Below are 22,570 nucleotides of genomic sequence, written 5' to 3'. Positions count from 1 at the left end.
ACGCACGGGCGGACCGGCGCGGCCGTTGCTCCCCGGTCGGAGGCACCGTACCCGCGCCGGGAGCCGGGCGTAACCCCCTACCTGCGGCGACCCGGCGGGGGCATCGATCAGCGCTGGCCCGGACGGCTCTCCCGTTCGTCCGGCTCGCGCTCGTCCTCCGGGCGCTCCGGCACCCGGCAGGACCTCTCCAACCAGAGCGCGGCCGCCGTCAGGGCCAGCGAGGCGAGGAACCCGCCCCCGGCCGGCGCCCGATCCTCGGTCGCGGCACGGGTGGACTCGACGAAGAGCCACGCCGTCAGGCCGGCGTAGAAGCCGGCGAAGAGCGCGCCGACCAGGGACGACGCCTTGGCCAGCACCACGAACCGCGCGACCATCAACGGGTTGACCGGCTCACGCCCCGGCCGCCGGTCGATCCGGCCGCGGGTGTTGATCGCGGCATAGCCCTCGAGCACCGCCAGCGCGGCCAGCGTGATCACCGGCAGCCAGGGCAGCCGGGGGATGCCGCTGTAGTAGAAGCTGCTGATCAGCAGCCAGGCCACCGCGGCGGCGGCCAGGGCGGCCACCACCAGGGTGGAGATCCGGGTGGGGCCCATCCGCGAGCGGTCCGGACCCGTCCCGCCGGGCCGTGGGGATCGCGCCTGCGTCATGCCGGCCGGCTCCGCTGGGTCATGCCGTCGACTCTAACGCCAGATCCGGGCGGGGGCGCACTTCCACCGCGTCGGCGGCGGCCGGACCGCTGGTGAGCAGGTCGGTGAGCCAGCCGTGGCCCGGCAGCCGCCCGTACGGCTGGATGTCGATCCACGGCCGCAGCACGAACGCCCGCAGGTGGGCCCGGGGGTGCGGCAGGGTCAGCTCCGGGTCGTCGCTGACCACCGGCTCGTCGTCGTCCCAGACCGCGATGACGTCCACGTCCAGGGTGCGCGGCCCGAACCGCCGCTCCGGGTCGCGGGTGCGGCCGGCCGCGGCCTCCGCGCCCCGGGCCCGCTCCAGCCAGTCGCGCGGGGTCGCGGTCGGGTCGTCCGCGAGCAGCGCCGCGTTGAGGTACGTGGGCTGGTCCGGGTCCCCCCACGGTGGAGTCTCGTACACCCCGGACACCACCAGCACGGCGTCGCCCAGCGCGGCGACGGCGGAGCGCAGGTGGGCCAGCCGGTCGCCCAGGTTGCTGCCGAGGGAGAGAACGGCGCGGGTCACCGGGCACGCGCCCGGGACAGTGTGACGGCCACGTCGGTGAAGGTGTGCGGCACGGGCGCCTCCGGCTTGTGCACCGTGACCGTCGCGGTCGCCACCCGCGGGTCGGCCAGGCAGACCGTGAGCAGCCGGTCGGCCAGCGTCTCGATCAGGTTGACCGGCTCGCCGGTCACCACGGCGACCAGGCGTTCCGCCAGCTCCCCGTAGTGGACGGTGTCCGCCACGTCGTCCGAGCGGGCGGCGGGGCCGAGGTCGAGTTCGAGCACCGCATCGACGACGAAGTCCTGCCCCTGGGCGCGTTCGAAGTCGTACACCCCGTGCCGGCCGCGCGCCCGCAGGCCGGTCAAGGCGATCCGGTCGGTCATCGGTCCCCCTCGTGCCGGCCGGCCGGCCCGGGCCCGACGGCCGCGCCGGCCGGCAGCAGGCACGGGCTGCCGCTGGCCCGCCAGACGGCGAGCGCGTCCGCGGTCGCGCGGACGTCGTGCACCCGTACTCCCCAGGCGCCGGCCGCCACCGCGAGCAGGCTGGTGGCGACGGTGGCCGCCTCCCGCTCGCCGGTCGGCCGCGGCGCGCCGTCCGGGCCGGCCAGCAGCGCGCCCAGGTACGACTTGCGGCTGGCGCCGAAGAGCAGCGGGAAGCCCAGATCGAGCAGTTCGGGGAGGCGGGCGGTGAGCTGCCAGTTGTGCGCGGCGGTCTTGGCGAAGCCGAGGCCGGGGTCGACGACGATCCGGTCGGCGGCGACGCCAGCGCGCAGCGCCTCGTCGACACGCTGCGCCAGTTCGTCCCGCACGTCGGCCACCACGTCGGTATAGGTCGCCAGCTCGCGCATGCCGCGGGAGTGCCCCCGCCAGTGCATCAGCACCCAGGGGCAACCCGCGTCGCGGACCGCCCGGGCCATGTCGGGGTCGGCCAGGCCTCCGGACACGTCGTTGACGACCACGGCGCCGGCGGCCAGCGCCGCCTCGGCGACCCGGGCCCGGCTGGTGTCAATGCTGACCGGGACGCCGGCCGCGGCCAGCTCGCGGATGACCGGGACCACCCGGGCGGCCTCGGTGTCCGCGTCGACCCGGTCGGCGCCCGGACGGGTGGACTCGCCACCCACGTCCACCAGGTGCGATCCCTCCGCACGCAGTCGGACGCCATGTCCGACGGCGGCGTCGAGGTCGGCGTACCGTCCGCCGTCGGAGAAGGAGTCGGGCGTGACGTTGAGGACGCCCATCACCACCGGGGCCGGGGCCCGTACCAGATCGGTCACGACTAGACGGTACCGGTCGGCGCGGCGGCCTCCGCCGGCCCGGGTGGCGGCCTTCCGCACAGCCCCTGACATGCGGATTGGAACAGGTGTACGATCGGTCGTCCGGGTCGGATCGGGCAGCCTCTTCGCGGCTTGTCGCATTCCGGGGCGGCCCGTACGCTTTGGAATTGCCCAGCATCGAGATGGCGAAGCTTGGAGGGAGGGCCGAAGCGGGGAAAATCCGGCCAAAGCTCGCCACTCTCCGTGGTGAGTAACGAACACAGGGTCAGTCGCGCTGCGCCCAGTGAGCACATTTCCCGCCAGGCTTGCCTATTGCACCGCCGCGGCGCCGCCGGCCGCGATTTGGGGAGGTTTCAGTGATCGCCATCGAGCTCCTGGAGACGACGTCGTCCGGCGTCGCCCACGCGCTCTCCGCCCTGGCGTCGACTCCACTCGCCGAGCCAGCACCGAAGGGCATCGACACCAACAGCGTCGTCACCTTCTTCGCCAGCAAGATCGCGCCGATCCTGCTCGCGGTCCTCGGCGTCATCTTCATCGGCCGGGCCAGCCGCGGCGAGATCTCCAAGGTGCTGACCAGCTCCGCCATCGCCATCGTGGGGCTGGCCTTCATCGCCGGCGCCGCCACACTCTTCTTCGTCGGCGACTACCTGATCGATCTGATCTTCGAATAGACGCGGGCACGACATGCGGCTGCGCACCGACGACGACATCTACCGGGCCCGCCTGGTCTACCTCGGGCCGCCCGGCTACACCCTTCCCGTCCACCTGCCCTACGCCCAGTACGGGCTCTTCATGCTGCTCGTCCCCCTCTACATGTTCATCCACTGGCTGTTCACGTTGACGGTGGAGCTCTTCCCGGCCTGGGAGATCGCGCTCGCCATCGTGACCACGTCGTTCATCTTCCGGTACGTCGACCCGGACCGGCCGGCGCGGGTGGTCATCCGCACCGCGCTGACGGACTGGCGACGCACCCGGGAGCCGGCCGCCGAGCAGCGCGATCCGCGCCTGGTCGGCAGCGGGATCAGGATCCGGGAGGAGCTGGCATGACCGGGCGTACGCCGAACGGGCGGTCGCACGACGCGGGTGAGGCGGTCGCATGAGTCGCTCTTCCACGCCGGGTTCCCCGGCCGGTCGTCCGACCGTGCCGGACAGTCACCGTGCGCGATCGTTCGACTACCCGGATGCCGAGGGGTTGGACGAGGCCGTCCTCGATCCCGCGCTGGCCACCTCGCCCGGGCACGGCGGTGTCGGCGTCTTCCAGGCGCCCCGACCGGTGCCCCGGCGGCCAGCCCCCGCCGAGCCGGGTCCGACCGCGGAGAGCCCCGACATCGACTCCCCGTTCCTCGACCTCTTCGGCGCACCGCGGCCGGGCTCGGCACGCCCGATCGCCCCGCCCCCGCAGCGCGACGCGGGCCGGGACCACCACCCGATCCCGCAACAGCCGGCGGCGGTCGCGCCGGCGCCCCCGATCGGGTCGCCCGCCCCCGCGCTCCCCGCGGCGACGGACCGACCGACCCGGGTGCCGGGCGGCCACCGCGGCGACGAAGCGGAAGCCGCGGCGCCGCCGCCCGTCCGGTCCCGGGTGCCGCACCAGGCCGGCGACCGGTTGCCGGCGGTCCGCCCCCCGGCCGACCCCGAGCCGCTGCGGGACCGGGTCGCTCCGGTCCCGCCCCAGCCGCCGGGACGAGAGCCGGAGCCCGAGGCGGAGCCCCGCCGGTCCACACCGGACCGGCCGGAACGCTCGTCGGGCCGGTCGGGCACGTCGAACGGACGCGAGGTCGTGCCGCCACGGCAGCGCTCGGCCGCGCGACGGAACCAGCCGACCAAGCCGGTCCGGGTCCGCGCACCGAAGATCAAGTTCGGCGACCGTGACCCGTCTGTCGAGCTGGCGATCACCGAGATCGCCGGCCACCTGACCTTCACCCCGAACACCGTCACCGCCTGGTACTGGCTGCCCGAGGTGCGCTGGGCGTTCCGCCCCGACGCCGAGCGCGAGGCGTTGCTCTCGGCGATCTCCGAGCAGTACGCCGGCCTCGCCGGCTTCCGCCTGCACCTGCGCCGCACCACCCGGCCGTTCCCCGCCGACGAGTGGGCCCGCACCATCGACGCGCACACCGCCGCCCCGCTGCCCGACGTGCCCGGCACGCCGAGCTGGGCCGACCACCTGGTCGCCGCGCAGCGGCACCTGATGTCGGTCAACCACGCCGAGGGGCAGACGTACCTCGGGGTCACCTTCGCCCGGCGGTCGCTCGGCGACTCGCTCACCGAACGGGTCCTGCGGACCTTCGGTCGGGGGGTGGCCGAGGGTGAACGCCGCCGGCTGGGCCGGACCGTGGAGCAGTTCGACGAGGTGCTCGGCGCGTTCGGCATGCGTGGGCGGCGGGTCACCGCGCAGGAGCTGGAGTGGCTGCTCTACCGCTCGGTGGCGCTCTGCATGTCGCCGCCGGGCGCGCTCTCGCCGGTGACCGACGGGCGCTGGGAGCGGGGGGACCTGCTGGCCCTCACCGAGCAGGTCGAGCGCTACCGGACGCCGTACGGCTCGACGGTGAAGCTGGTCAACCGGATGACCGGCGAGGAGCGGCACGTCGCCGTGCTGGCCGTGGGCCGGATGGAGCCGCTGGAGATCCCCGAGCGGCACGAGCCCTGGTTGCACTTCCACGAGCGGCTGCCGTGGCCGATGGAGCTGTCCACCCGGGTGGACATCCTCGGCTCGGGCGACTCGTTCCGCAACCTCGAGCACCGGCTCCGCATGATCCGCTCGCAGCAGCTCGACTACGCCGAGCACGGCATCGACGCGCCACCGGAGCTGGAGCGGCTGGCCAAGCGGGCGCTGGTGATCGGCGACGAGATGACCACCGGCCTGCCGGTCGACTCGGCCCGGGCACACGGCTGGCACCGGATCGCCGTCGGCGGCCGGACCAGGGAGGAGTGCCTGGAGCGGGCCCGCCGGCTGATCCAGCTCTACTCCCGCGAGCTGCGCATCTCGCTCCAGCACCCGAAGAACCAGGACTGGCTGGCCCGGGAGTTCATCCCCGGTGAGCCGATCGCCAACACCGGCTACGTCCGGCGGATGCCGGTGCCGTTGCTCGCCGCCGCGCTGCCGCAGGCCGCCTCCACGGTCGGTGACCGGCGTGGCGACCTGATCGGCCGGACCGCCGGCACCTGCCGCCGACCGGTCTTCCTGGACCTGCACTACCCCATGGAGGTCCGCGAGCGCTCCGGGCTCGCCGTCTTCGTGGCCGAACCCGGCGGCGGCAAGTCCACCCTGCTCGGCGCGCTCGGCTACCTGGCCGCCCGCCGGGGCGTCCAGGTGACCCTCCTCGACCCGTCCGGCCCGCTGGCCCGGCTCTGTGCCATGCCGGAGTTGCGGCCGTACTCCCGGGTGCTCAACCTGACCGGGTCCGAGCACGGCACCCTCGCACCGTACGCACTGATCCCGACCCCGCTGCGCAGCGAGTTCGTCGGCGGCCCCGCCGGTGACCGGGAGTTCGAGATCGCGGTCTCCAACGCCCGCGCCGAGCGACGGATGCTGGTGCAGGACATCTGCATGATGCTGGTGCCGCCGCAGGTCGCCCGGGAGGCGTCCACCGCCACCCTGTTCCGGCACGCCGTACGCCAGGTGCCGGCGGAGGAGACGTCCACCCTGGACGACGTGGTCAGCACGCTGGGGCAGCTCGACGACGACACCGGCAAGGAACTCGCGAACCTGCTGCTGGACACCGCCGAAATGCCGCTGGCGATGCTCTTCTTCGGGCGACCGCCCGAGGGGTTGCTCGGCCCGGATGCCGCCCTCACCGTGATCACGATGGCCGGTCTCCGGCTGCCGGACCTGAAGATCGAGCGCGAGTACTGGTCGGCCGAGGAGGCGCTCGCCCTGCCGATGCTGCATACCGCGCACCGGCTCGCGGTCCGCCGCTGCTACGGCGGGTCGATGTCGTCACGCAAGCTGGTCGGTCTGGACGAGGCGCACTTCATGGAGGGCTGGCGCTCCGGGCGGTCCTTCTTGGTGCGGCTCGCCCGGGACTCCCGCAAGTGGAACCTCTCCGCGCTGGTCGCCTCACAGAACCCCCGCGACATCCTCGGCCTGGACGTGCAGAACCTCGTCTCCACCGTCTTCGTCGGGCGGATCGCCGAGGACAACGAGATCGCCTCCGAGGCCCTGCGGCTGCTGCGGGTCCCGGTCAACGACGGCTACGAGGCCACCCTGGCCTCGCTCTCCACCGCCGACGCCACGTCGGCCGCCCGGCTCGGCTTCCGCGAGTTCGTCATGCGCGACGTCGACGGGCGGGTGCAGAAGGTCCGGGTGGACGTCTCGTACGTCGACGGTCTGCTGGAACACCTCGACACCACGCCCGCCGCGATCGCCGCGGCGGCCGGGGTGCTGCCGAGCGTCCCCCTGCCGGATCCGGAGGCGTGACATGGCGAGGGCCCGGGCACGGATCATGTCGTTCCTGCTCGCGCTCGGCGTACTCGCCGGGGCCACCATCGCCTGGCCGCTGATCGGGGCGACACCGGCGGCGGCCGCCCCGGTGGTGACGCAGGCACAGGCCGAGCTGTGCACGACCGCGGAATGGCAGGCCGACTTCCGCGCCTGCGTCAAGAAGCTCCAACAGGTCGCCGAGTCCGAGGCGAACTGCTGGAAGCCGCCGACCCCGACCGCACCGGATTCCGGGCTCGCCGGATGGTTCGCCTCGCGTCCGGAGTCCTCGAAGCAGCCCGGCCCGAAGGGCTACTACAGCGACTACGGCTACGCCGGTTACAGCTACACCACCTATCGGGTCGACGGTGGATGCGCCTCCTCCGTGATGCACCCGGACTACAAGTTCAGCAACACGGTCGCCAACGGCGAGTTCATGGTCGCCACGGCGATCGTCGGCGCGTCGAACGCCCTGCGGGAGCGCGCCTGGGACCCCCGGTCGATGTGGAGCTGGGCCGACCCGCTGGTGGAGCAGGCGACCAAGGCGGTCTACCAGAAGGTGTTCAGCGTCTTCGGGATCGTCACGCTCTGCGTGGTCGGCCTCTACCTGCTCTGGCGGTCACGCCAGTCGGACATGAGCAACGCCATGACCACCGCGGGTTGGGCCCTGCTGGTGATGGTGGCGGTGACCGCCCTGGCGGCATGGCCGGTGAAGTCGGCCAACATCGCGGACGGCACTCTCATCACCACTCTCGGAGTGGTGCACGATGCCGTCGGCCCGGCAACGCGTGACACGCCGCCCGGCCAATGTGACGACCCAAATCCAGAGGCTTGCAAGGACCATCGCCCGCCTGCCGTCCGCGCCAGCGACACAGCCACCGAAGCAATGCTGTACCGAAACTGGCTACGCGGTGCGCTGGGCTCGGCCGACAGCGAGACCGCCAAGAAATATGGTCCTGCGCTTTACGACGCGAAGTCGCTGACCTGGGAAGAAGCGGAGTCCATCCGCGCGAACCCCGCTACTCGCGACGTGATCATCAAAGCCAAGCAGCAGCAGTGGATGACCATCGCCGAGCAGGTCAAGCGGGAGGACCCGGAGGCGTACGAGTACCTCCAGGGCGTCCGGGACATGGACCGGGTGGGCGCCGGCTTCATCGCGGTGCTGGCGGCGCTGCTCTTCGCCATGTTCGACCTGACCGCTTCGCTCCTGGTGCTGCTCGGCTTCCTGATCTTCCGGTGGGCGGTGATCGCGGCGCCGATCCTCGGCACGGTCGGTCTGCTCCGGCCGGCGAGCGCCGGCCTGCGCCGACTGGCGAACGCCGTGGTCGCCGCGGTCTTCAACATCGCCATCTTCGGCACCGGCGCCGCGATCTACCTGTTCGCGGTGGACCTGATCATGAGCACACCGACGCTGCCCGGCTGGCTCCAGGTGGTGCTGGTCTGGCTCTGCGGGGTGGTCGGCTGGCTGTTGCTGCGCCCCTACCGCCGGATCACCCAGCTCGGTGGAAAGGACAGCAGCGAGGCGGTCAGCTCCGCGGGCTCCTGGCACCGGCGCTTCTTCCGCGACATGCGCGCCGCCGCGCGCCTGGACGTGGCCGAGCCCGGGGGCACAGCCGAGCCTGCCCTGGGCCGCCGCAAGGCGGTCGTCGCGGAGCAGACGACCCTGCGGCCGGAGGCCCGGCACGAGGACCCCGTGCACGCGGACCCGAAGACCACCGACCGTCAGCGGCCGGACGGTCGTGAACCCTCGACGGAGCCCGAGGAGCGCGCGGGCGCGCCCCGCCCCACCACGCCGCGGCCACGCCGCCGGCAGCCGGCCAGCTGGACGGAGCCGGACGTCCCGGAGGAGAGCCCGTCCTTCGTCGTCTACCGACCGGGCTCGGTCGAGAGCACACCCGACCGACCCAGGCCGCGGATCCGTTCCGAGGCGCGGTGAGCGCGATGCGACGCGCGCTGGAGTTCCTGGTCACCCGGATGCTGCGCTCCCGGCTCGGCATCGCGCTCGCCCTGGCCGTGGTGGTGTTCGGCGTGATCGGGGCCGCCCGGCTCGTCGCCGGCCCGGGCGATCCCACTCTCGGCCTGATCAATCGGCCGAGCGAGCCCGTCACCACCGTCGAGCCGACCGCGGGTGACGACGGGCTGGTCGGGACGGCCGCACCGCCCACCCCGGTCACCCGACCCGGAGCTCTCAGCCCGGAGCGCACGGCCGACCGCTTCGTCACCGCGTGGCTGGGCAAGCCGGGCATGACGGCCGAGCAGTGGCGCGACGGCCTGCGTCCGCTGTCCACACCCGAACTCACCGCGAAGCTGGCCCGCGCGGTGCCGGCCGCCGTGCCGGCCGGGTCGGTGACCGACGAGGCCACCGTGCGGCCGCGCGCGGCCAACTTCGTGGAGGTGCTGGTGCCGCTGGACAGCGGGCGGCTCCGGCTGGAAGTCGTGGCGCCCGACGGGCAGTGGTTGGTCGACGCAGTGGACTGGGAGCGGAAATGAACGACGAGGCTGCTCCGCCGCACCGTCGGGTGCGGATCGGCGCGCTCTCCACCGCGCTCACCGTGGCACTTGCCCTGCTCTGCTGCACCGGAGGCACCGCCGCGTTCTTCCTCACCGAACTCGGCGGCGACGCGGCGGAGCAGATGACGCCGATGAGCATCGAGTGCACCGGGGACTTCCAGGTCAACGTGACCGGTGACATGCCCCGCCTCGCGGACTACGGGGACAGCCAGCTGCGCAACGCCGCCAGGATCATCAAGGTCGGGCAGGACATGAAGGTCCCGCCGCGGGGCTGGGTCATCGCCGTGGCGACCGCGATGCAGGAGTCCGGGCTGCGGAACCTGGCGAACCAGACTGTCGCACAGTCCACGGACCTCCCCAACGAGGGCGTGGGGGCCGATCACGACTCGGTCGGCCTCTTCCAGCAACGCGCCTCCTGGGGCAGCGTGGCGCAGCGGATGAATCCGGAGTACGCGGCCGGAAAGTTCTACGAGAAGCTGCTCACGGTGCCGAAATGGGAGGAGCTGCCGCTCACTGTCGCCGCGCAGGAGGTCCAGGTGAGCGCCTATCCGGACGCGTACGCGAAGCACGAGACGCTGGCCGCCCACCTCGTCGACGCCCTGGCCGGCGGCGCGGCCAGGACGGCGTTGATCGGCGGGCGGCACGTGTGCGACGCGGCGTCCGGGAAGGAGGTCGCGGCGTCCGGCTGGACCGCGCCGATCACCGGCGGCGTCGGCTCGGGATTCCGCACGGCCGAGCGACCGGGTCACGACGGGGTCGACATCGCCGCGGACAAGGGCACACCCATCCATGCCGCCGCATCCGGCCGGGTGCTGGTGTCGCGCTGCGACCCAGACAACGGTGGGCACCTGAGCTGCGACGTCGACGGCTACCCGGACAAGGGCGGCTGCGGCTGGTTCGTCGACATCCTCCACGCGGGCGGCTTCATCACCCGGTACTGCCACCTGGTCACCGAGCCGCGGGTCGAGGTGGGCCAGCAGGTCAAGGCCGGCGAGGTGATCGGCGAGGTCGGCAGCAGCGGCAACTCCTCCGGCCCGCACCTGCACTTCGAGGTACACGAGGACGGCGACCGGAGCAGTGGGGGCGCGATCGACCCGGTGCCGTTCATGCGGGCCCGTGGCGCGCCGCTCAAGGGTGCGGGATGAGGCACGAGCTGCCATGAACGAGCCGTTGCCCGATCCGTTCGCGGACAATCCGGACTGGGCGCCACGGCCACCCCGGCCGATCGAGATCGTGCCGGCCACCGGCCGGGTCGAACTGCGCGGGCGGCGGGTGCGGGTCGGGCTCCCCGGTCTCGGCTGGCGCGGTGACCTGCGGGCCGACGACCGGGTGGTGCAGAGCAGCCGCACCTACGTCCCGGTGATTCCGGAGCACGAGTGGTACCGCGCGGAGGCCGAGCAGGTCGAGGTCTTCGCGCCGCTGATTCCCGTGGAGCGGGTCTGGGTCGAGACCGTCGGGTCGCGCCCCGACTCCCGCTCCACCTCCCGCGATTCCGGGCTTCGGCTGGTGTCGCTGGACGGCCCCAGCCACCGGGCGCCCACCCCGGTCATCGACGCGGACTCGGTGACCGGACGTCGGGTCGTCTACGTCACGGGCTCGACGGAGCGCCGCGACCTCCGGGCAGTCACCGAGACCTACTCCGGCGCGGAAGGTGACATCTGTGTCCGGGTCACGCCCGAGGAGGAGTGGTACCGGTGGGCGTGGCGCGGCCAGGCACCCACCACACTGGAAGTGCCGGTCCATCTACTCTGGATCGAGTAACTTCTCATCCCAGCTTGCGACCACCGCACACTCGCCAGCCTTCGTCGCCCTCGATGACATCGAAGGCCCAGTCCTCCCTGCGGCTGCTTCTGGTGACGCCGTTGGCCGAGCCGGAGATGGTGAGCGTGGTCGCTACCGCCTGGCCGGTGCCCGACGGAGCTATCGACAGCGGCCCCCAGCTGACGCGAACGACAACGCCAAAGTTCGCCTCCCGCTCCTCCAACTCGCGCCGTAGGCTGCGCACCGGACCGAGATCACCCCCGTTGTGGCAAATGAACTGCTGCGCCTTCGTGTCGTTGCGTTCGTTGAGGAAGGCTTGGATATAACTGGCCACCACCACGTCGGGGGTGCTGCGGTCGGGGGTGGTGGCGCGGTCGTACAGCACGTAGCCGGTGACGGCGCCGCCCAGGCAGAGCAACGCGAGCACCCCGGCGACGACGGTGAGCACGGTGCGCACCCGGCGGCGTGGGCGCTCCGGCGCGGGCGCGACCGGAGCCGGTGGCAGCTGCTCGGAGGGGGGCCGTTGCGCCGGTACCTGTGCGGGGACACCCGGGGCGATGGGCTGCCCATGCGAGACCTGGGAACCGGCGGGGGGCTGCACTGATTCCACCTCCTGAGGCTAACGGTCAGACGCCGCGTACCCAATGCCTCAGTTGCCGCGGATCGTGACGGACCGCTCCCAGCCGGTGAGATCACCCACGACATCCACGCACCGCCGTCGCACCTCCCCGGGAAGCGGCCTCACCTGGGATACCGTCTCTGCTCGGGGAGGGGTTGCCAGCCTCGGGCAGAGGGGGTGGACGCGGTGGCCGGTCCGAAGGCACGCACCAACCGCGCCGCCGCACTACACCGCCGCGCCGCCGCCACCGCGGCGGCCGCGGCCGACATCCTCGACGAGACCCGACCGGTCCCCGCCGACCAGCGTCGGCAGTACGAGCTGGCCGACCGGCTGCGCACGGTGGCGGCGTTGGTCGCCCCGGGCTGGTCCGGCGCTCCCCTGGAGACGCTCGGCCCCGACGCGGCGCCCGGTGAGGGTCCGCCGCCGTTCGTCCGGGTCGGCACCGCGGCGCCGCTGGACGACGCGCGTTTCCCCGCCCTGGTGCCGCTGCTCGGCTCCGGGCATCTCAGCATCGACACCGACGCCCGTGATCCGCGGGTGGCGGGCCTGCTCCGGGCCGTCCTGTTGCGGTCGCTGGGGGCGACGCCGGCGGGCGCGCTGCTGGTCCGCGCGGTGGACGCCACGGGCACGACGCTCGCTCCGTTCGCCGCGCTGGCCGACGCCGGCCTCCTCCCGCCGCCGGCGGTGGACGTGCCCGGGCTGCGGGCCGTGCTGACGGAGGCCGAGCAGTGGGTGGCCCCGGGGGCGAGTGGCCGCCGCCGGCACGACCGGACGTTGCTGCTGGTGGTCGCCGTGCTTCCCGAGTCGACCGGTCTCACCGACCTGGCCCGGATCGAGGCGTTGGCCGAGCAGGGCCCGTCGGCCGGGCTGCACCTGGTGGTCGCCGGCTGGGCGGGCCCTGGCCCGTACGGCGGCCGGCCCCCGCTGCCCCGGGCCACCACGCTCGCGATGCGCAACGCGTACGCGCTGCTCGGCGACCCGCCGGATGCCTCGTTCGGCAGCCCGGGCGCGGACCCGCCCGCGGGGCTGAACTCTCCGGTCCTCGTCGAGGCCGACCCGCCGGTCGAGTTGGTGGGCACGGTCTGTCGCCGGCTCGCGGCGCAGGTCGAGGAGGGTTCCCGACTGGCGCTGGCGGACCTGCTGCCACCGACCGGCGACGAGCTGTGGTCGGCGGGCTCGGCCGACGGGCTGACCACGACGGCGGGCGACGCCGGCGGCCGGCCGGTGCCGCTCGGGTTCACCGAGCTGACCCCGCACTGGCTGGTCAGCGGTCGGTCCGACGGGGGACGGGCGGCGTTCCTCACCACCGCGCTGCTCGGCCTGGCCGCCCGGTACGGCCCGGAGGAGCTGCACCTGTACCTGGTGGACCTCGGTGCCGGTGAGTCCTTCGTGGAGTTTCTCCAGACCGAGCGGGACCGGTCCTGGGTCCCGCAGGTGCGGGCCGCGGCGATGGCCGCCGACCGCGAGTACGTGCGGGACCTGTTCGACCAGCTGGCGGCCGAGGTTCGCCGGCGTGAAGAGGCGGGGCGGCGGGCCGGCGGCCAGCGCTTCGCCGAGCTGCGGCAGCACCGGTCGCTGCCCCGGATCGTCTGCGTGGTCGACAACCTGCCGCTGCTCTTCGCCGAGCGGGACCGGCTCGCCGCCGACACCGCGGTCCGGCTGGAGGCGCTGGCCCGATCCGGTCGCGCGCACGGCGTGCACCTGGTGCTGGCCGGCGCCGGCGAGCTGGGGTTGGCCGGCCGGTCGGACGGCGGGCACCGGGACTCGCTGCTCGGACAGTTCCCGGTCCGGGTGGCGCTGCCGGGCGGCAGCGCGGTGCTGGAGCCGACCAACGACTCGGCGGCCGGCCTGCCGTTGGGCAGCGCGGTGGTGAACACCGCCGGCGGCCTCGGTGGTCCGCGTGGCGCCGTCCGCGGGCATGAGCGGCTGATCCGCTACCCGGATCCGCAGGACGAGCCGGAGCTGGTGGAGCGGCTGCGGCACGAACTCTGGTCGGCCCGGCCGGAGGATGCCGGTCCGCCGGTGGTGTTCGCCGGTTACGCCCGACCGCTGCTGCGCAACGATCCGCGCTACCGCGCGGCGGTGGCCGGGCAGGCACACGCGCCGGCCGCCCTGCTGGGCCGGGCGGTGGACGTGGCGCGGTCGACGGCGGCCGTACCACTCGGGCCTGCGGCGGGCCGCAACCTGGCCGTCCTGGGTCCCGGTCCGGCGGCGGCCCGGCTGCTGGTCACCGCGGCGCGGAGCACCGCCGCGCACCACCCACCGGGCACCGCCCGGTTCGTGGTCGCCGCGCCTGACTCGGACTGCCGGTCGCTGGCCGAGGCGTTGACCGCCGACCTGGCGGCCCGGCACCCCGCGACGCTGGTCGACCTCGCGGGCCTGACCGACGTCGGAGACGGCGACGACCTCACCTACCTGGTGGTCTTCGGCCTGGACCGGGCCGGTGCGCAGGAGCTGGCGGTCGAGCGGCTCCGGACGCTGCTCCAGGAGGGGCCGCCGGCCGGGCGGCACCTGCTCGGCTGGTGGCGGGTGGTGCCACCGTTCGCCGCCCTGCTCGGCCCGGAGGACGCGGTGGACAAGCTCGCCGCCGTCGCGGCGGTGGACGTGCCAGGCGCCCAGCTCGCCGCGGTCTTCCACCGCCCGGTGGAGTGGCGGCCGCGGCCCGGCCGGGCAGTGCTGTGGGACGGCCCGGACGAGCAGGGCCTCGTCCTGGTGCCGTTCGCCGAGGAGGAGGGGTCGGCGTGAGCCGAGACGGGCGTACCCGGAAGGCAGGCACGGCGACCCGCGACGACCGGCCGGGGCCCGCGGGGCCGGGCAGACAGCGGACAGCCCAGAGCCCGGAGCCGGCCCGGCACCCGGCTTCGGCGGCCGACGCCGCCCAGGACGCCTGGCAGGACTACCTGACCGCCGCCCGTCAGCTCGACGGGGTACGCCGGGCGGCCGCGTCGGCCGCCGGCGAGCAGGCGCGCTCGGTGCAGGCGGCCCGGGAGGAGCTGACCGAGGTCCGCGCGCGACTCGCCGACCAGCAGTCGCGGCTGCGCGACCGCGGTGTGCCGCCGATCTCCCTGGTGCCGTCCCCGCCGGAACTGACCGAGGCAGCCCGGTCGATGGCTGGCGGGCCGGCGACCGTGCTGGCCGCGCTGCGTGCCGCCCGGGCCCGGGCCGACGCCGCGGACGCCGCGCTGGTCGCGCGGCACCCGCTCCGCCCGACCAGCTGGGCCGCACGTCCGCGCAACCTGCTGGTGTACGGGCCGCTGGCGCTGGTGGTACCGGTGATCCAGGTCCTGGTGTACGCGGCCACGGGCGTGGGGCCGGCGAGCATCGCCGCGCTGATCTGCGGGCTGCCGATGCCGGCGGTGGCCTTCGTGGCCGGCTGGGTCGGCGTCGGCCGGCTGTTCCGGTCGCGCACGGGTGGGCGGCCGGACCGCACCTCCCGCTTCGGCGCGCTGGTCTGCCTGGTGCCGGCGGTGCTGGTCACCGCCGGTCTGCTGCTCGCCCTGCTGGCCGGCTGACCGCCGCGGTCAGCGGGGCAGGATCAGGGCCATCGCCTCGGCCCGCGACTTCGCGTCGTTCTGCAGGGTGCCGCGTACCGCCGAGGTGATCGTCTGGGCGCCCGACTTCTGGATGCCGCGCATCGCCATGCACATGTGCTCGCACTGCAGCACGACCACCACGCCGCTCGGCGAGAGCTTGCTCATCAGCAGGTCCGCGATCTGCGAGGTGAGTCGCTCCTGGACCTGGGGCCGGCGGGCGAAGACCTCGACCAGTCGGGCCAGCTTGGACAGCCCGGTGATCCGCCCGTCGGGGCCGGGGATGTAGCCGATGTGCGCGCTGCCCCGGAACGGGAGCAGGTGGTGCTCGCAGAGGCTCATCACGTCGATGTCGCGGACGAGCACCAGCTCCTGGTGGTTGGCCTCGAAGGTGGTGCTGAGCACCTGGGCCGGGTCGACCCGCAGGCCGGCGAAGAGCTCGGCGTACGCCCGGGCAACCCGGGCCGGGGTCTGCCGCAGCCCGTCGCGGTCGGGGTCCTCTCCGACCGCGATCAGGATCTCGCGGACGGCCTTCTCGATCCGGGCCAGGTCGACGGTGTCCTCGACCGGGCCGCCGGTGAGCTTGCCGTTGATCAGTCGGGCGGCGATGTAGTCGAGCGCGTCGTCGCCGTCGGGCTCGGTCGCGGAGGCGGCCAGCCCCCTGTCGTGGGAGCTGGCCGCCGGGTCCGTGGTCAGTGCGTACCGTCCGAGTTGTTCGACGACGTGCCGCCGACCCCCGCCTGGGCGCCGTCGGCCTGGGCCTGCGCCTTGAGCGCCTCCTTCTCCGCCGGAGTGAGCACCGGCGGCTCGGTGGAGGGCTGACGCTTGCCGAACCCGTTGTAGGGCGCCAGCGGCGGACGCTTGACCACCCGGGCGCAGATCCGGGCCATGTCGGCCGTGGAGAGGGTCTCCTTCTCCATCAGCTCGAGCACGATGTTGTCCAGGACGTCCCGGTATTCCACCAGGATCTCCCAGGCCTCGTCGTGGGCCAGCTCGACCAGCGCCCGCATCTCGCCGTCGATCTCGGCGGCCACCGCGTCGGAGTAGTCCCGCTCGTGGCCCATGTTGCGGCCCAGGAACGGCTCGTCCCCGCTGGTGCCGTACTTGATCGCGCCGAGCTTGGAGCTCATGCCGTACTGCGTGATCATCGCCCGGGCCAGCTGGGTGGCCTTCTCGATGTCGTTGCCGGCACCGGTGGTGGGCTCGTGGAAGACCAGCTCCTCCGCGGCCCGGCCGCCCAGCGCGTACGCCAGGGTGTCGATCATCTCGGCGCGGGTCTGGGTGTACTTGTCCTCGGTCGGCAGCACCAGGGTGTGGCCCAGCGAGCGGCCACGGGACAGGATCGTCACCTTGTGCACCGGCGCGGCGTGCGGCAACGCCCAGGCGACCAGCGCGTGTCCACCCTCGTGGTACGCGGTGATCTTCTTCTCCTGGTCGCTCATCACCCGGGTCCGGCGCTGCGGACCGGCGATCACCCGGTCGATCGACTCCTCGAGGGAGTCGTTGGAGATCGCCCGCTGGGTCTTCCGGGCGGTGAGCAACGCGGCCTCGTTGATCACGTTGGCCAGGTCGGCACCGCTGAAGCCCGGCGTGCGCCGCGCCACCGAGTCGAGATCGACGTCGGGGGTGAACGGCTTGCCCTTGGCGTGCACCCGCAGGATGGCCTTGCGGCCCTCCATGTCGGGGGCGTCCACCGGGATCTGCCGGTCGAACCGGCCCGGGCGCAGCAGCGCCGGGTCGAGGATGTCCGGCCGGTTGGTGGCGGCGATCAGGATGACCCCGCCCTTGGTGTCGAAACCGTCCATCTCCACGAGCAGCTGGTTCAGGGTCTGCTCCCGCTCGTCGTGGCCGCCGCCCATGCCGGCGCCACGGTGCCGACCCACGGCGTCGATCTCGTCGACGAAGACGATCGCCGGGGCGTTCGCCTTGGCCTGCTCGAACAGGTCGCGGACCCGGCTCGCGCCGACACCGACGAACATCTCGACGAAGTCGGAGCCGGAGATGGAGTAGAAGGGAACCCCGGCCTCGCCGGCGACCGCGCGGGCCAGCAGCGTCTTACCGGTACCGGGCGGGCCGAAGAGCAGCACGCCCTTCGGGATCTTGGCGCCCAGGGCCTGGTATTTGGCCGGGTTCTGGAGGAAGTCCTTGATCTCGTGGAGCTCCTCCACCGCCTCCTCGGCGCCCGCGACGTCCGCGAAGGTCGTCTTCGGCGTGTCCTTGGTGATCATCTTGGCCTTGGACTTGCCGAAGTTGAGCACCCGGGAGCCGCCACCCTGCATCTGCGACATGAAGAACAGCAGCAGGAGCACGAGCAGCACGATGGGGAGCAGGTTGACCAGCAGGCTCACCCAGATGCTGTCGGACGACACCTTGGTGTCGGCGGGACCGGTGACCCGGTTGGCCGCCTTGGCCTCGAGGACCTCGTTCCAGACCTGGTTGCCCACCTCGTACGGGAACTGGGCCTGGATCTTGTCGGTCGTGGTGTCGCCGAACTTGGCCTTCTGTGCCAGGTCGAGCTGGAGCGTCTGCTCCTTGTCCTGGAAGACGACCTTATTGATCTTGGCGGTGTGAAGCTGGTCAAGCGCAACGGAAGTGTCCACCCGGTGGTAACTGGGACCCGAGGTGAACAACTGACTGAGCACAACGGCGCCGAGGATGACCAGGATGATCCAGACCACCGGTCGGCGGAAGAAACGCGTACGTTCCATGCTGTTGTCGAGCGCCGGGGCGCTCGCATCCTCCTGATCGACGTCCTGACCGTCTGAATGGTGTTGCCGCCTGCGGCGGCAGCCGGAGCCGCCGTGCGGGCCGGCCTCGACCCCCGAAGCGCCACAACTGCCGCGCCGCGGTCATTCGACGGTACACCGTGTGCGCACGGAGTGAGCTTGCGAGCCCCGCACTCGGCGCACCTCGGGCATCGACGGTGCGTACCGTGGGACGGGACCCGCCAGCCCGCACCGACGCGTGCGGCGGACCGAGCGGGACCGGCGTGGCGGGGAGTCCGGCCCGGCCGCCTCCGAACACCCGGTCACGCGGTCGAGGGGCCGGGCGCGGAGCTGCCTCCGCGCCACCGACGTCCACGGTAGTCCGAAGAGCTGAGAGTCCGCTGAACGTCGGCTTGACAGACGCCGATACGAGGATGGTTCAGGAGCGGGCGTAGACCTCGGGCTTGAGCACGCCGACGTAGGGCAGCTCCCGGTACCGCTCGCCGAAGTCCAGCCCGTAGCCGACGACGAACTCGGTCGGGATGTCGAAGCCGACGTACTTCACCGGGACCTGGACCTTGACGGCGTCCGGCTTGCGGAAGAGCGCGACCACCTCGACGCTCGCCGCCGAGCGGGACTCCAGGTAGCGGAGCAGCCAGGACAGGGTGAGACCGGAGTCGACGATGTCCTCGACGACTACGACGTGCCGGCCGGCGATGTCGCGGTCCAGGTCCTTGAGGATGCGGACCACGCCCGAGGAGGTGGTGCCCTGTCCGTAGGAGGAGACGGCCATGAACTCCAGTTCGGCGGCGGGCCCGTGCCGCCCGAGCGCCCGGGCGAAGTCGGCCATGAACATCACCGCGCCCTTGAGCACGCACACCAGCAGGAGTCCGTCGTCGACGTGGGCGTAGTCCGCCGAGACCTGCTTGGCCAGTTCCGCCGTCTTCTCGCGGATCTGCGCTTCCGAGATGATCACGTGGTCGATGTCGGCGTCGTACCAGGAGCCGTCAGCCATGGCTCCTAGCCTGCCGTACGCCGACCGGCCTCCGTCGGCGGGGCCGCCCCTTTTGGCGCGGTCCCGCCCGGGATTTTCTCGGCGAAACTGGACCAACGGCATCAGCAGGTACGGGACTGCCACCGGCGACCGTCATCGGTCGGCTTCCAGTCGGCCGAGTCACGGCTGTCGGCGGTCAGGCCGGTCGCCGAGGCCACGGCGAGGAGGACGAGGAACAGGACGAGGACGAGGAACTCCATGGCGGCGCTCACTTTCGCACGATTGCTGTCTGTTTTCGCCGCCGGTGCGCACCGGACTTGACCCCAGTCTCCGCCGCTCCGTCCCGAGCGGACAGTGGCAGGAATGCCATCGGGCCTCGATTTTCTGCCACCGGTCGGGTTACCCTCGTCACATGCTCCGGTCCGTCGCCGTCCTCGCCCTGGACCAGGTCGCCGCCTTCGAGCTCGGCGTGCTCGCCGAGGTCTTCGGCACCGACCGGTCGGCCGACGGCTTCCCCACCTACCGCTTCCACGTGTGCAGCCCGGACGGGGCCCCGGTGCGCACGGCGTCCGGTTTCCAGCTGGTCCCGCACGCCGATCTCGCCCCGCTGGAAGACGCCGACCTGGTCGCGGTGCCCGCGCACAGCCAGCGCAGCGCTCCCGTCGCGGTGCTGGACGCGCTACGCCGGGCCGACGCTCGCGGGGCACACCTGCTCAGCGTCTGCTCCGGCGCCTTCCTGCTCGGCGCCGCCGGGCTGCTCGACGGCCGCGACTGCACGACGCACTGGCGGTACGTGGACGAGCTGCAGGCGCTCCACCCGAAGGCCCGGGTCCAGTGCAACTCCCTCTACGTGGCGGACGGGCGGCTGCTCACCAGCGCCGGCACGGCCGCCGGCATCGACGCCTGCCTGCACCTCGTACGCCGGGAGCACGGCTCGGCGACCGCCACCCGGCTGGCCCGTCGGATGGTGGTCCCGCCACACCGGGACGGCGGCCAGTCCCAGTACGTCGAGGCGCCCATCCCGAAGGCACCGGAGGCGCCGACCCTGGAGCCGGTGCTGGAGTGGCTGATGGGGCACCTGGACCGCCCGGTCACCGTGGACGAGTTGGCCGCCCGGGCCGGGATGGCGCCGCGTACCTTCGCCCGCCGGTTCCGCGCCGAGACCGGCACCACCCCGCACGACTGGATGACCAACCAGCGGGTGCTGCTGGCCCGCCGGCTGCTGGAGGAGACCCGACTGAGCGTGGAGGCGGTCGCCGACCAGGCCGGCTTCGGCGACGCCGCCGCGCTGCGGCACCACTTCACCCGGCGGGTCGGCGCCACACCGCACAGCTACCGGACGACCTTCCGCGACCGGGACCAGACGGCGGGCTCGCCGGTATAGCAGCCGCCCGGTCACCGCCGACCCCGACGCGGGCCCGGTACGCGACCAACCGTCGGCCCGGTCTCCCACCGGCGACCCGCGGCGGACGGTCAGCGCGGGTCGGCCAGGAGCAGCCGGTCGGCGCGGCGGAGCACCCGAAGGCCGCCGGGAAGGTACGCGGCCCCCTGGCCCCGCCAGCCGGTGACCAGCGCCTCCAGCGCCGCCACGTGCCGGTGCGACAGCGCGCCCGGCGGGGCGCCCAGCTCACGCGCCCAGGAGTGCAGCACCCGGCCGCGGACCGCCGGGGCGAGGGCGGCCAGCTCGGGCACGGCGAGCCCGCCGTCGGGGTGCCGGGCCGTCGCGAGCGCCGCGTCGGCCAGGTCGTCGAGGGCGGCGGCGTCCGCGGCGACCAGCCGGGCGGTGCGCGCCAGCCCGTCCAGCACCCCCGCCCCGAGCGCGTCGACCAGCGCGGGCAGCACCTCGGCGCGGACGCGGGCACGGGCGTACGCCGGGTCGGCGTTGTGCGGGTCCTGCCACGGGGTGAGGCCGAGGGCGGCACACGCCGCCCGGGTCTGCTCGCGGGTCACCGCCAACAGTGGCCGCAGCAGCGGCACCCCGGCCAGGTCCCGCCGGGCGGGCATCCCGGCCAGCCCGCGCGGCCCGGCGCCCCGGGCCAGCGCGAGCAGCACCGTCTCGGCCTGGTCGTCGCGGGTGTGCCCGGTGAGCAGCGCCGCCGCCCGGTGCCGCCCGGCCGCCGCCGCGAGCGCCTGGTAGCGCGCGTCCCGGGCAGCCGCCTCCGGACCGCCGGGCCGCCCGGCCACCTCGACCCGCACCGACTCGACCGGCGTCAGGCCGATCTCGCCGGCCCAGGCCGCCACCGCGGCGGCCCGCTCGGCGGAACCCGCCTGGAGTCCGTGGTCGACTGTCACCAGGCCGGCCCGCCGGCCGAGTCGCGGGGCGACGAAGGCGGTGGCGGCGGCCAGGGCGAGCGAGTCGGCGCCGCCCGAGCAGCCGACCAGCACCGGGCCGTCTCCGGCCAGGCCGGTCAGCGCGCGACGGACCGCCAGCCGGACGGCGGCCACCGGCGGGGCGAGTGCGGCCACCGGAGTGCGGTCAGCCGGCGGCCTGGACCGGGCCGACCGGCCCGTGCACCCGGGCGACCCAGGCGTCCGGGTCGCCGAGCTCCTCGAGCCGGGGCAGGGTCAGCGGCGAGCCGAAGATCTTGTTGAAGCCCTCCATGCCCACCCGCTCCACGACGCCGTGTACGAACTTGCGGCCCTCGGCGTACTGGCGCATCTTGACGTCCACGCCGAGCAGCCGGCGGATCGCCTTCTCCAGCGGGTTCCCGGCCTCGCGCCGCCGGTTGAAGGCCGCCCGGATCCGCTCGACGCTCGGGATGACCTGCGGGCCGACGCCGTCCATCACGAACTCGGCGTGCCCCTCCAGCAGCGTCATCAGCGCGGTGAGCCGGTCCAGCACGGCCCGCTGGGCCGGCGTCTGGACGAGGTCCAGGACGCTGGTGCGGCTCTCCGGGTCGCGGATCGCGTCGGACAGCGTGGCGACGCCCCGGCGCAGCCGCTCCAGCAGGTGCTCGCCGCCGGACGAGGCGTCGACGAAGGCCTGCACCTCGCTGAGGAAGTACGCCCGCATCCACGGCACCGCGGTGAACTGGGTCCGGTGGGTCACCTCGTGCAGGCAGACCCAGAGCCGGAAGTCGCGCGGGTCGGCGCCCAGCTTCCGCTCCACCTCGACGATGTTCGGCGCGACCAGCAGCAACTGCCCGGGGTCGGCGGAGAACACCTCGTACTGGCCGAGCACCCGGCCGGACAGGTACGCGAGCACGGTGCCGGCCTGCACACCGGTCAGCCGCGACCCGATCGCCTCGGTGATGGCCCCGGGCTGCTTGTCGCCGGCGAGCCGGCCGACCAGCGGGGTGATCACCTCGCGCAGCCCGGCGATGTTGGTGGCGGCCCAGTCACGCCGATCGACCACCCGCACCGGCGGGTGGGTGACCTGCGGCCGCAGACCGGTGTAGTCGGCCACGTGCCCGGCCGCCTCTTCGGTGAGCCGCCGCAGGTCGCTGACCACGTCGGTGGCCTCGGAGTAGGTCACCCGCGGGCCCGACTTACCCAACGCCCCCGCGGTCGCGGCGGCCAGATCCCAGTCCACGAACTGCGCCATGCACCCACCGTACCCGCGCCGGAACAGCCCGACCCGGGCTCGCGGC

21 protein-coding genes are annotated in these 22,570 nt (G+C 73.6%); 10 read left to right on the top strand and 11 right to left on the bottom strand.

Going from position 1 to position 22,570, the window contains the following annotated elements; translation table 11 throughout:
* Positions 1-107 precede the first annotated feature (107 nt).
* Genes O7603_RS23135 through folP form a run of 4 tightly spaced genes read right to left on the bottom strand, consistent with a single transcriptional unit; the run spans position 108 to position 2,443 of the window.
* On the bottom strand, positions 108-647 hold the full coding sequence (locus O7603_RS23135) for a DUF3180 domain-containing protein (RefSeq protein WP_281571881.1): 540 nt from the start codon (positions 645-647) through the stop codon (positions 108-110).
* A gap of 19 nt (positions 648-666) precedes the next feature.
* Positions 667-1,191 carry a 2-amino-4-hydroxy-6-hydroxymethyldihydropteridine diphosphokinase gene (gene folK, locus O7603_RS23130; RefSeq protein ID WP_281571880.1) on the bottom strand — a complete coding sequence of 175 codons (525 nt, stop codon included), beginning with the start codon at positions 1,189-1,191 and terminating at the stop codon, positions 667-669.
* Positions 1,188-1,553: a dihydroneopterin aldolase gene (folB, locus tag O7603_RS23125; protein ID WP_281571879.1), complete on the bottom strand. Its 366-nt coding sequence runs from the start codon at positions 1,551-1,553 to the stop codon at positions 1,188-1,190. The genes folK and folB overlap by 4 nt, the downstream gene beginning before the upstream one ends.
* Positions 1,550-2,443 carry a dihydropteroate synthase gene (gene folP, locus O7603_RS23120; protein WP_281571878.1) on the bottom strand — a complete coding sequence of 298 codons (894 nt, stop codon included), beginning with the start codon at positions 2,441-2,443 and terminating at the stop codon, positions 1,550-1,552. Before folP ends, folB begins: the two co-directional genes overlap by 4 nt.
* Positions 2,444-2,799: 356 nt before the next feature.
* Here folP and O7603_RS23115 point away from each other — a divergent pair, with 356 nt between their 5' ends.
* Genes O7603_RS23115 through O7603_RS23085 form a run of 7 tightly spaced genes read left to right on the top strand, consistent with a single transcriptional unit; the run spans position 2,800 to position 11,132 of the window.
* Positions 2,800-3,114, top strand: a complete 315-nt coding sequence (locus O7603_RS23115; RefSeq protein WP_281571877.1) for a hypothetical protein — start codon at positions 2,800-2,802, stop codon at positions 3,112-3,114.
* 13 nt (positions 3,115-3,127) lie between these two features.
* On the top strand, positions 3,128-3,490 hold the full coding sequence (locus O7603_RS23110) for a hypothetical protein (RefSeq protein ID WP_281571876.1): 363 nt from the start codon (positions 3,128-3,130) through the stop codon (positions 3,488-3,490).
* A 49-nt stretch (positions 3,491-3,539) separates the two neighbouring features.
* Positions 3,540-6,860: an ATP-binding protein gene (locus O7603_RS23105; RefSeq protein WP_281571875.1), complete on the top strand. Its 3,321-nt coding sequence runs from the start codon at positions 3,540-3,542 to the stop codon at positions 6,858-6,860.
* A 1-nt stretch (position 6,861) separates the two neighbouring features.
* Positions 6,862-8,796, top strand: a complete 1,935-nt coding sequence (locus tag O7603_RS23100) for an MFS transporter (RefSeq protein WP_281571874.1) — start codon at positions 6,862-6,864, stop codon at positions 8,794-8,796.
* Positions 8,793-9,350 carry a hypothetical protein gene (locus O7603_RS23095; protein ID WP_281571873.1) on the top strand — a complete coding sequence of 186 codons (558 nt, stop codon included), beginning with the start codon at positions 8,793-8,795 and terminating at the stop codon, positions 9,348-9,350. The genes O7603_RS23100 and O7603_RS23095 overlap by 4 nt, the downstream gene beginning before the upstream one ends.
* On the top strand, positions 9,347-10,516 hold the full coding sequence (locus tag O7603_RS23090) for a M23 family metallopeptidase (protein WP_281571872.1): 1,170 nt from the start codon (positions 9,347-9,349) through the stop codon (positions 10,514-10,516). The genes O7603_RS23095 and O7603_RS23090 overlap by 4 nt, the downstream gene beginning before the upstream one ends.
* 13 nt (positions 10,517-10,529) lie before the next feature.
* The gene (locus tag O7603_RS23085; protein ID WP_281571871.1) at positions 10,530-11,132 is read left to right on the top strand and encodes a hypothetical protein; all 603 of its coding nucleotides are present in this window, start codon (positions 10,530-10,532) and stop codon (positions 11,130-11,132) included.
* Between the two features lie 4 nt (positions 11,133-11,136).
* Here the strand turns inward: O7603_RS23085 and O7603_RS23080 are convergent, their stop codons facing one another.
* Positions 11,137-11,691: a hypothetical protein gene (locus O7603_RS23080; protein WP_281576777.1), complete on the bottom strand. Its 555-nt coding sequence runs from the start codon at positions 11,689-11,691 to the stop codon at positions 11,137-11,139.
* A gap of 237 nt (positions 11,692-11,928) precedes the next feature.
* On the opposite strand from O7603_RS23080, the gene O7603_RS23075 reads away from it, so the two are divergent.
* Both O7603_RS23075 and O7603_RS23070 read left to right on the top strand, forming a co-directional pair.
* Entirely contained in the window at positions 11,929-14,496 is a 2,568-nt protein-coding gene (locus tag O7603_RS23075) for an FtsK/SpoIIIE domain-containing protein (protein ID WP_281571870.1), read from the top strand.
* Complete coding sequence (locus tag O7603_RS23070; RefSeq protein WP_281571869.1) at positions 14,493-15,263, top strand: hypothetical protein; 771 nt, start codon at positions 14,493-14,495, stop codon at positions 15,261-15,263. The genes O7603_RS23075 and O7603_RS23070 overlap by 4 nt, the downstream gene beginning before the upstream one ends.
* A gap of 9 nt (positions 15,264-15,272) precedes the next feature.
* Here O7603_RS23070 and folE read toward each other — a convergent pair whose 3' ends face one another.
* From folE to O7603_RS23050, 4 genes are all read right to left on the bottom strand, one after another.
* The gene (folE, locus tag O7603_RS23065; protein ID WP_281576776.1) at positions 15,273-15,938 is read right to left on the bottom strand and encodes a GTP cyclohydrolase I FolE; all 666 of its coding nucleotides are present in this window, start codon (positions 15,936-15,938) and stop codon (positions 15,273-15,275) included.
* Between the two features lie 35 nt (positions 15,939-15,973).
* Positions 15,974-17,989: an ATP-dependent zinc metalloprotease FtsH gene (ftsH, locus tag O7603_RS23060; RefSeq protein ID WP_281571868.1), complete on the bottom strand. Its 2,016-nt coding sequence runs from the start codon at positions 17,987-17,989 to the stop codon at positions 15,974-15,976.
* Between the two features lie 436 nt (positions 17,990-18,425).
* The gene (gene hpt / locus O7603_RS23055; RefSeq protein ID WP_281571867.1) at positions 18,426-19,001 is read right to left on the bottom strand and encodes a hypoxanthine phosphoribosyltransferase; all 576 of its coding nucleotides are present in this window, start codon (positions 18,999-19,001) and stop codon (positions 18,426-18,428) included.
* A 101-nt stretch (positions 19,002-19,102) separates the two neighbouring features.
* Positions 19,103-19,252, bottom strand: a complete 150-nt coding sequence (locus tag O7603_RS23050; protein ID WP_281576920.1) for a hypothetical protein — start codon at positions 19,250-19,252, stop codon at positions 19,103-19,105.
* 140 nt (positions 19,253-19,392) lie between these two features.
* Here O7603_RS23050 and O7603_RS23045 point away from each other — a divergent pair, with 140 nt between their 5' ends.
* On the top strand, positions 19,393-20,364 hold the full coding sequence (locus O7603_RS23045; RefSeq protein WP_281571866.1) for a helix-turn-helix domain-containing protein: 972 nt from the start codon (positions 19,393-19,395) through the stop codon (positions 20,362-20,364).
* 89 nt (positions 20,365-20,453) lie between these two features.
* Here the strand turns inward: O7603_RS23045 and tilS are convergent, their stop codons facing one another.
* Positions 20,454-21,446 (bottom strand): tRNA lysidine(34) synthetase TilS, encoded by a 993-nt coding sequence (gene tilS, locus O7603_RS23040; protein ID WP_281571865.1) that lies wholly within the window; start codon positions 21,444-21,446, stop codon positions 20,454-20,456.
* 10 nt (positions 21,447-21,456) lie between these two features.
* The gene (locus O7603_RS23035; protein ID WP_281571864.1) at positions 21,457-22,524 is read right to left on the bottom strand and encodes a zinc-dependent metalloprotease; all 1,068 of its coding nucleotides are present in this window, start codon (positions 22,522-22,524) and stop codon (positions 21,457-21,459) included.
* Positions 22,525-22,570: the final 46 nt, after the last annotated feature.

It is taken from the genome of Micromonospora sp. WMMD812 (assembly GCF_027497215.1).
Classification (GTDB): domain Bacteria; phylum Actinomycetota; class Actinomycetes; order Mycobacteriales; family Micromonosporaceae; genus Micromonospora.
This window is presented reverse-complemented; position numbering and strand designations above follow the sequence as displayed.

Bases quoted from the DNA above. Each gene is read 5' to 3' on its own strand.
- O7603_RS23045 (WP_281571866.1), top strand. From the start codon at position 19,393: ATGCTCCGGTCCGTCGCCGTCCTCGCCCTGGACCAGGTCGCCGCCTTC.
- O7603_RS23105 (WP_281571875.1), top strand. From the start codon at position 3,540: ATGAGTCGCTCTTCCACGCCGGGTTCCCCGGCCGGTCGTCCGACCGTG.
- ftsH (WP_281571868.1), bottom strand. From the start codon at position 17,989: ATGGAACGTACGCGTTTCTTCCGCCGACCGGTGGTCTGGATCATCCTG.
- O7603_RS23085 (WP_281571871.1), top strand. From the start codon at position 10,530: ATGAACGAGCCGTTGCCCGATCCGTTCGCGGACAATCCGGACTGGGCG.
- folB (WP_281571879.1), bottom strand. From the start codon at position 1,553: ATGACCGACCGGATCGCCTTGACCGGCCTGCGGGCGCGCGGCCGGCAC.
- O7603_RS23100 (WP_281571874.1), top strand. From the start codon at position 6,862: ATGGCGAGGGCCCGGGCACGGATCATGTCGTTCCTGCTCGCGCTCGGC.
- O7603_RS23090 (WP_281571872.1), top strand. From the start codon at position 9,347: ATGAACGACGAGGCTGCTCCGCCGCACCGTCGGGTGCGGATCGGCGCG.
- hpt (WP_281571867.1), bottom strand. From the start codon at position 19,001: ATGGCTGACGGCTCCTGGTACGACGCCGACATCGACCACGTGATCATC.
- O7603_RS23135 (WP_281571881.1), bottom strand. From the start codon at position 647: ATGACGCAGGCGCGATCCCCACGGCCCGGCGGGACGGGTCCGGACCGC.
- O7603_RS23110 (WP_281571876.1), top strand. From the start codon at position 3,128: ATGCGGCTGCGCACCGACGACGACATCTACCGGGCCCGCCTGGTCTAC.
- O7603_RS23035 (WP_281571864.1), bottom strand. From the start codon at position 22,524: ATGGCGCAGTTCGTGGACTGGGATCTGGCCGCCGCGACCGCGGGGGCG.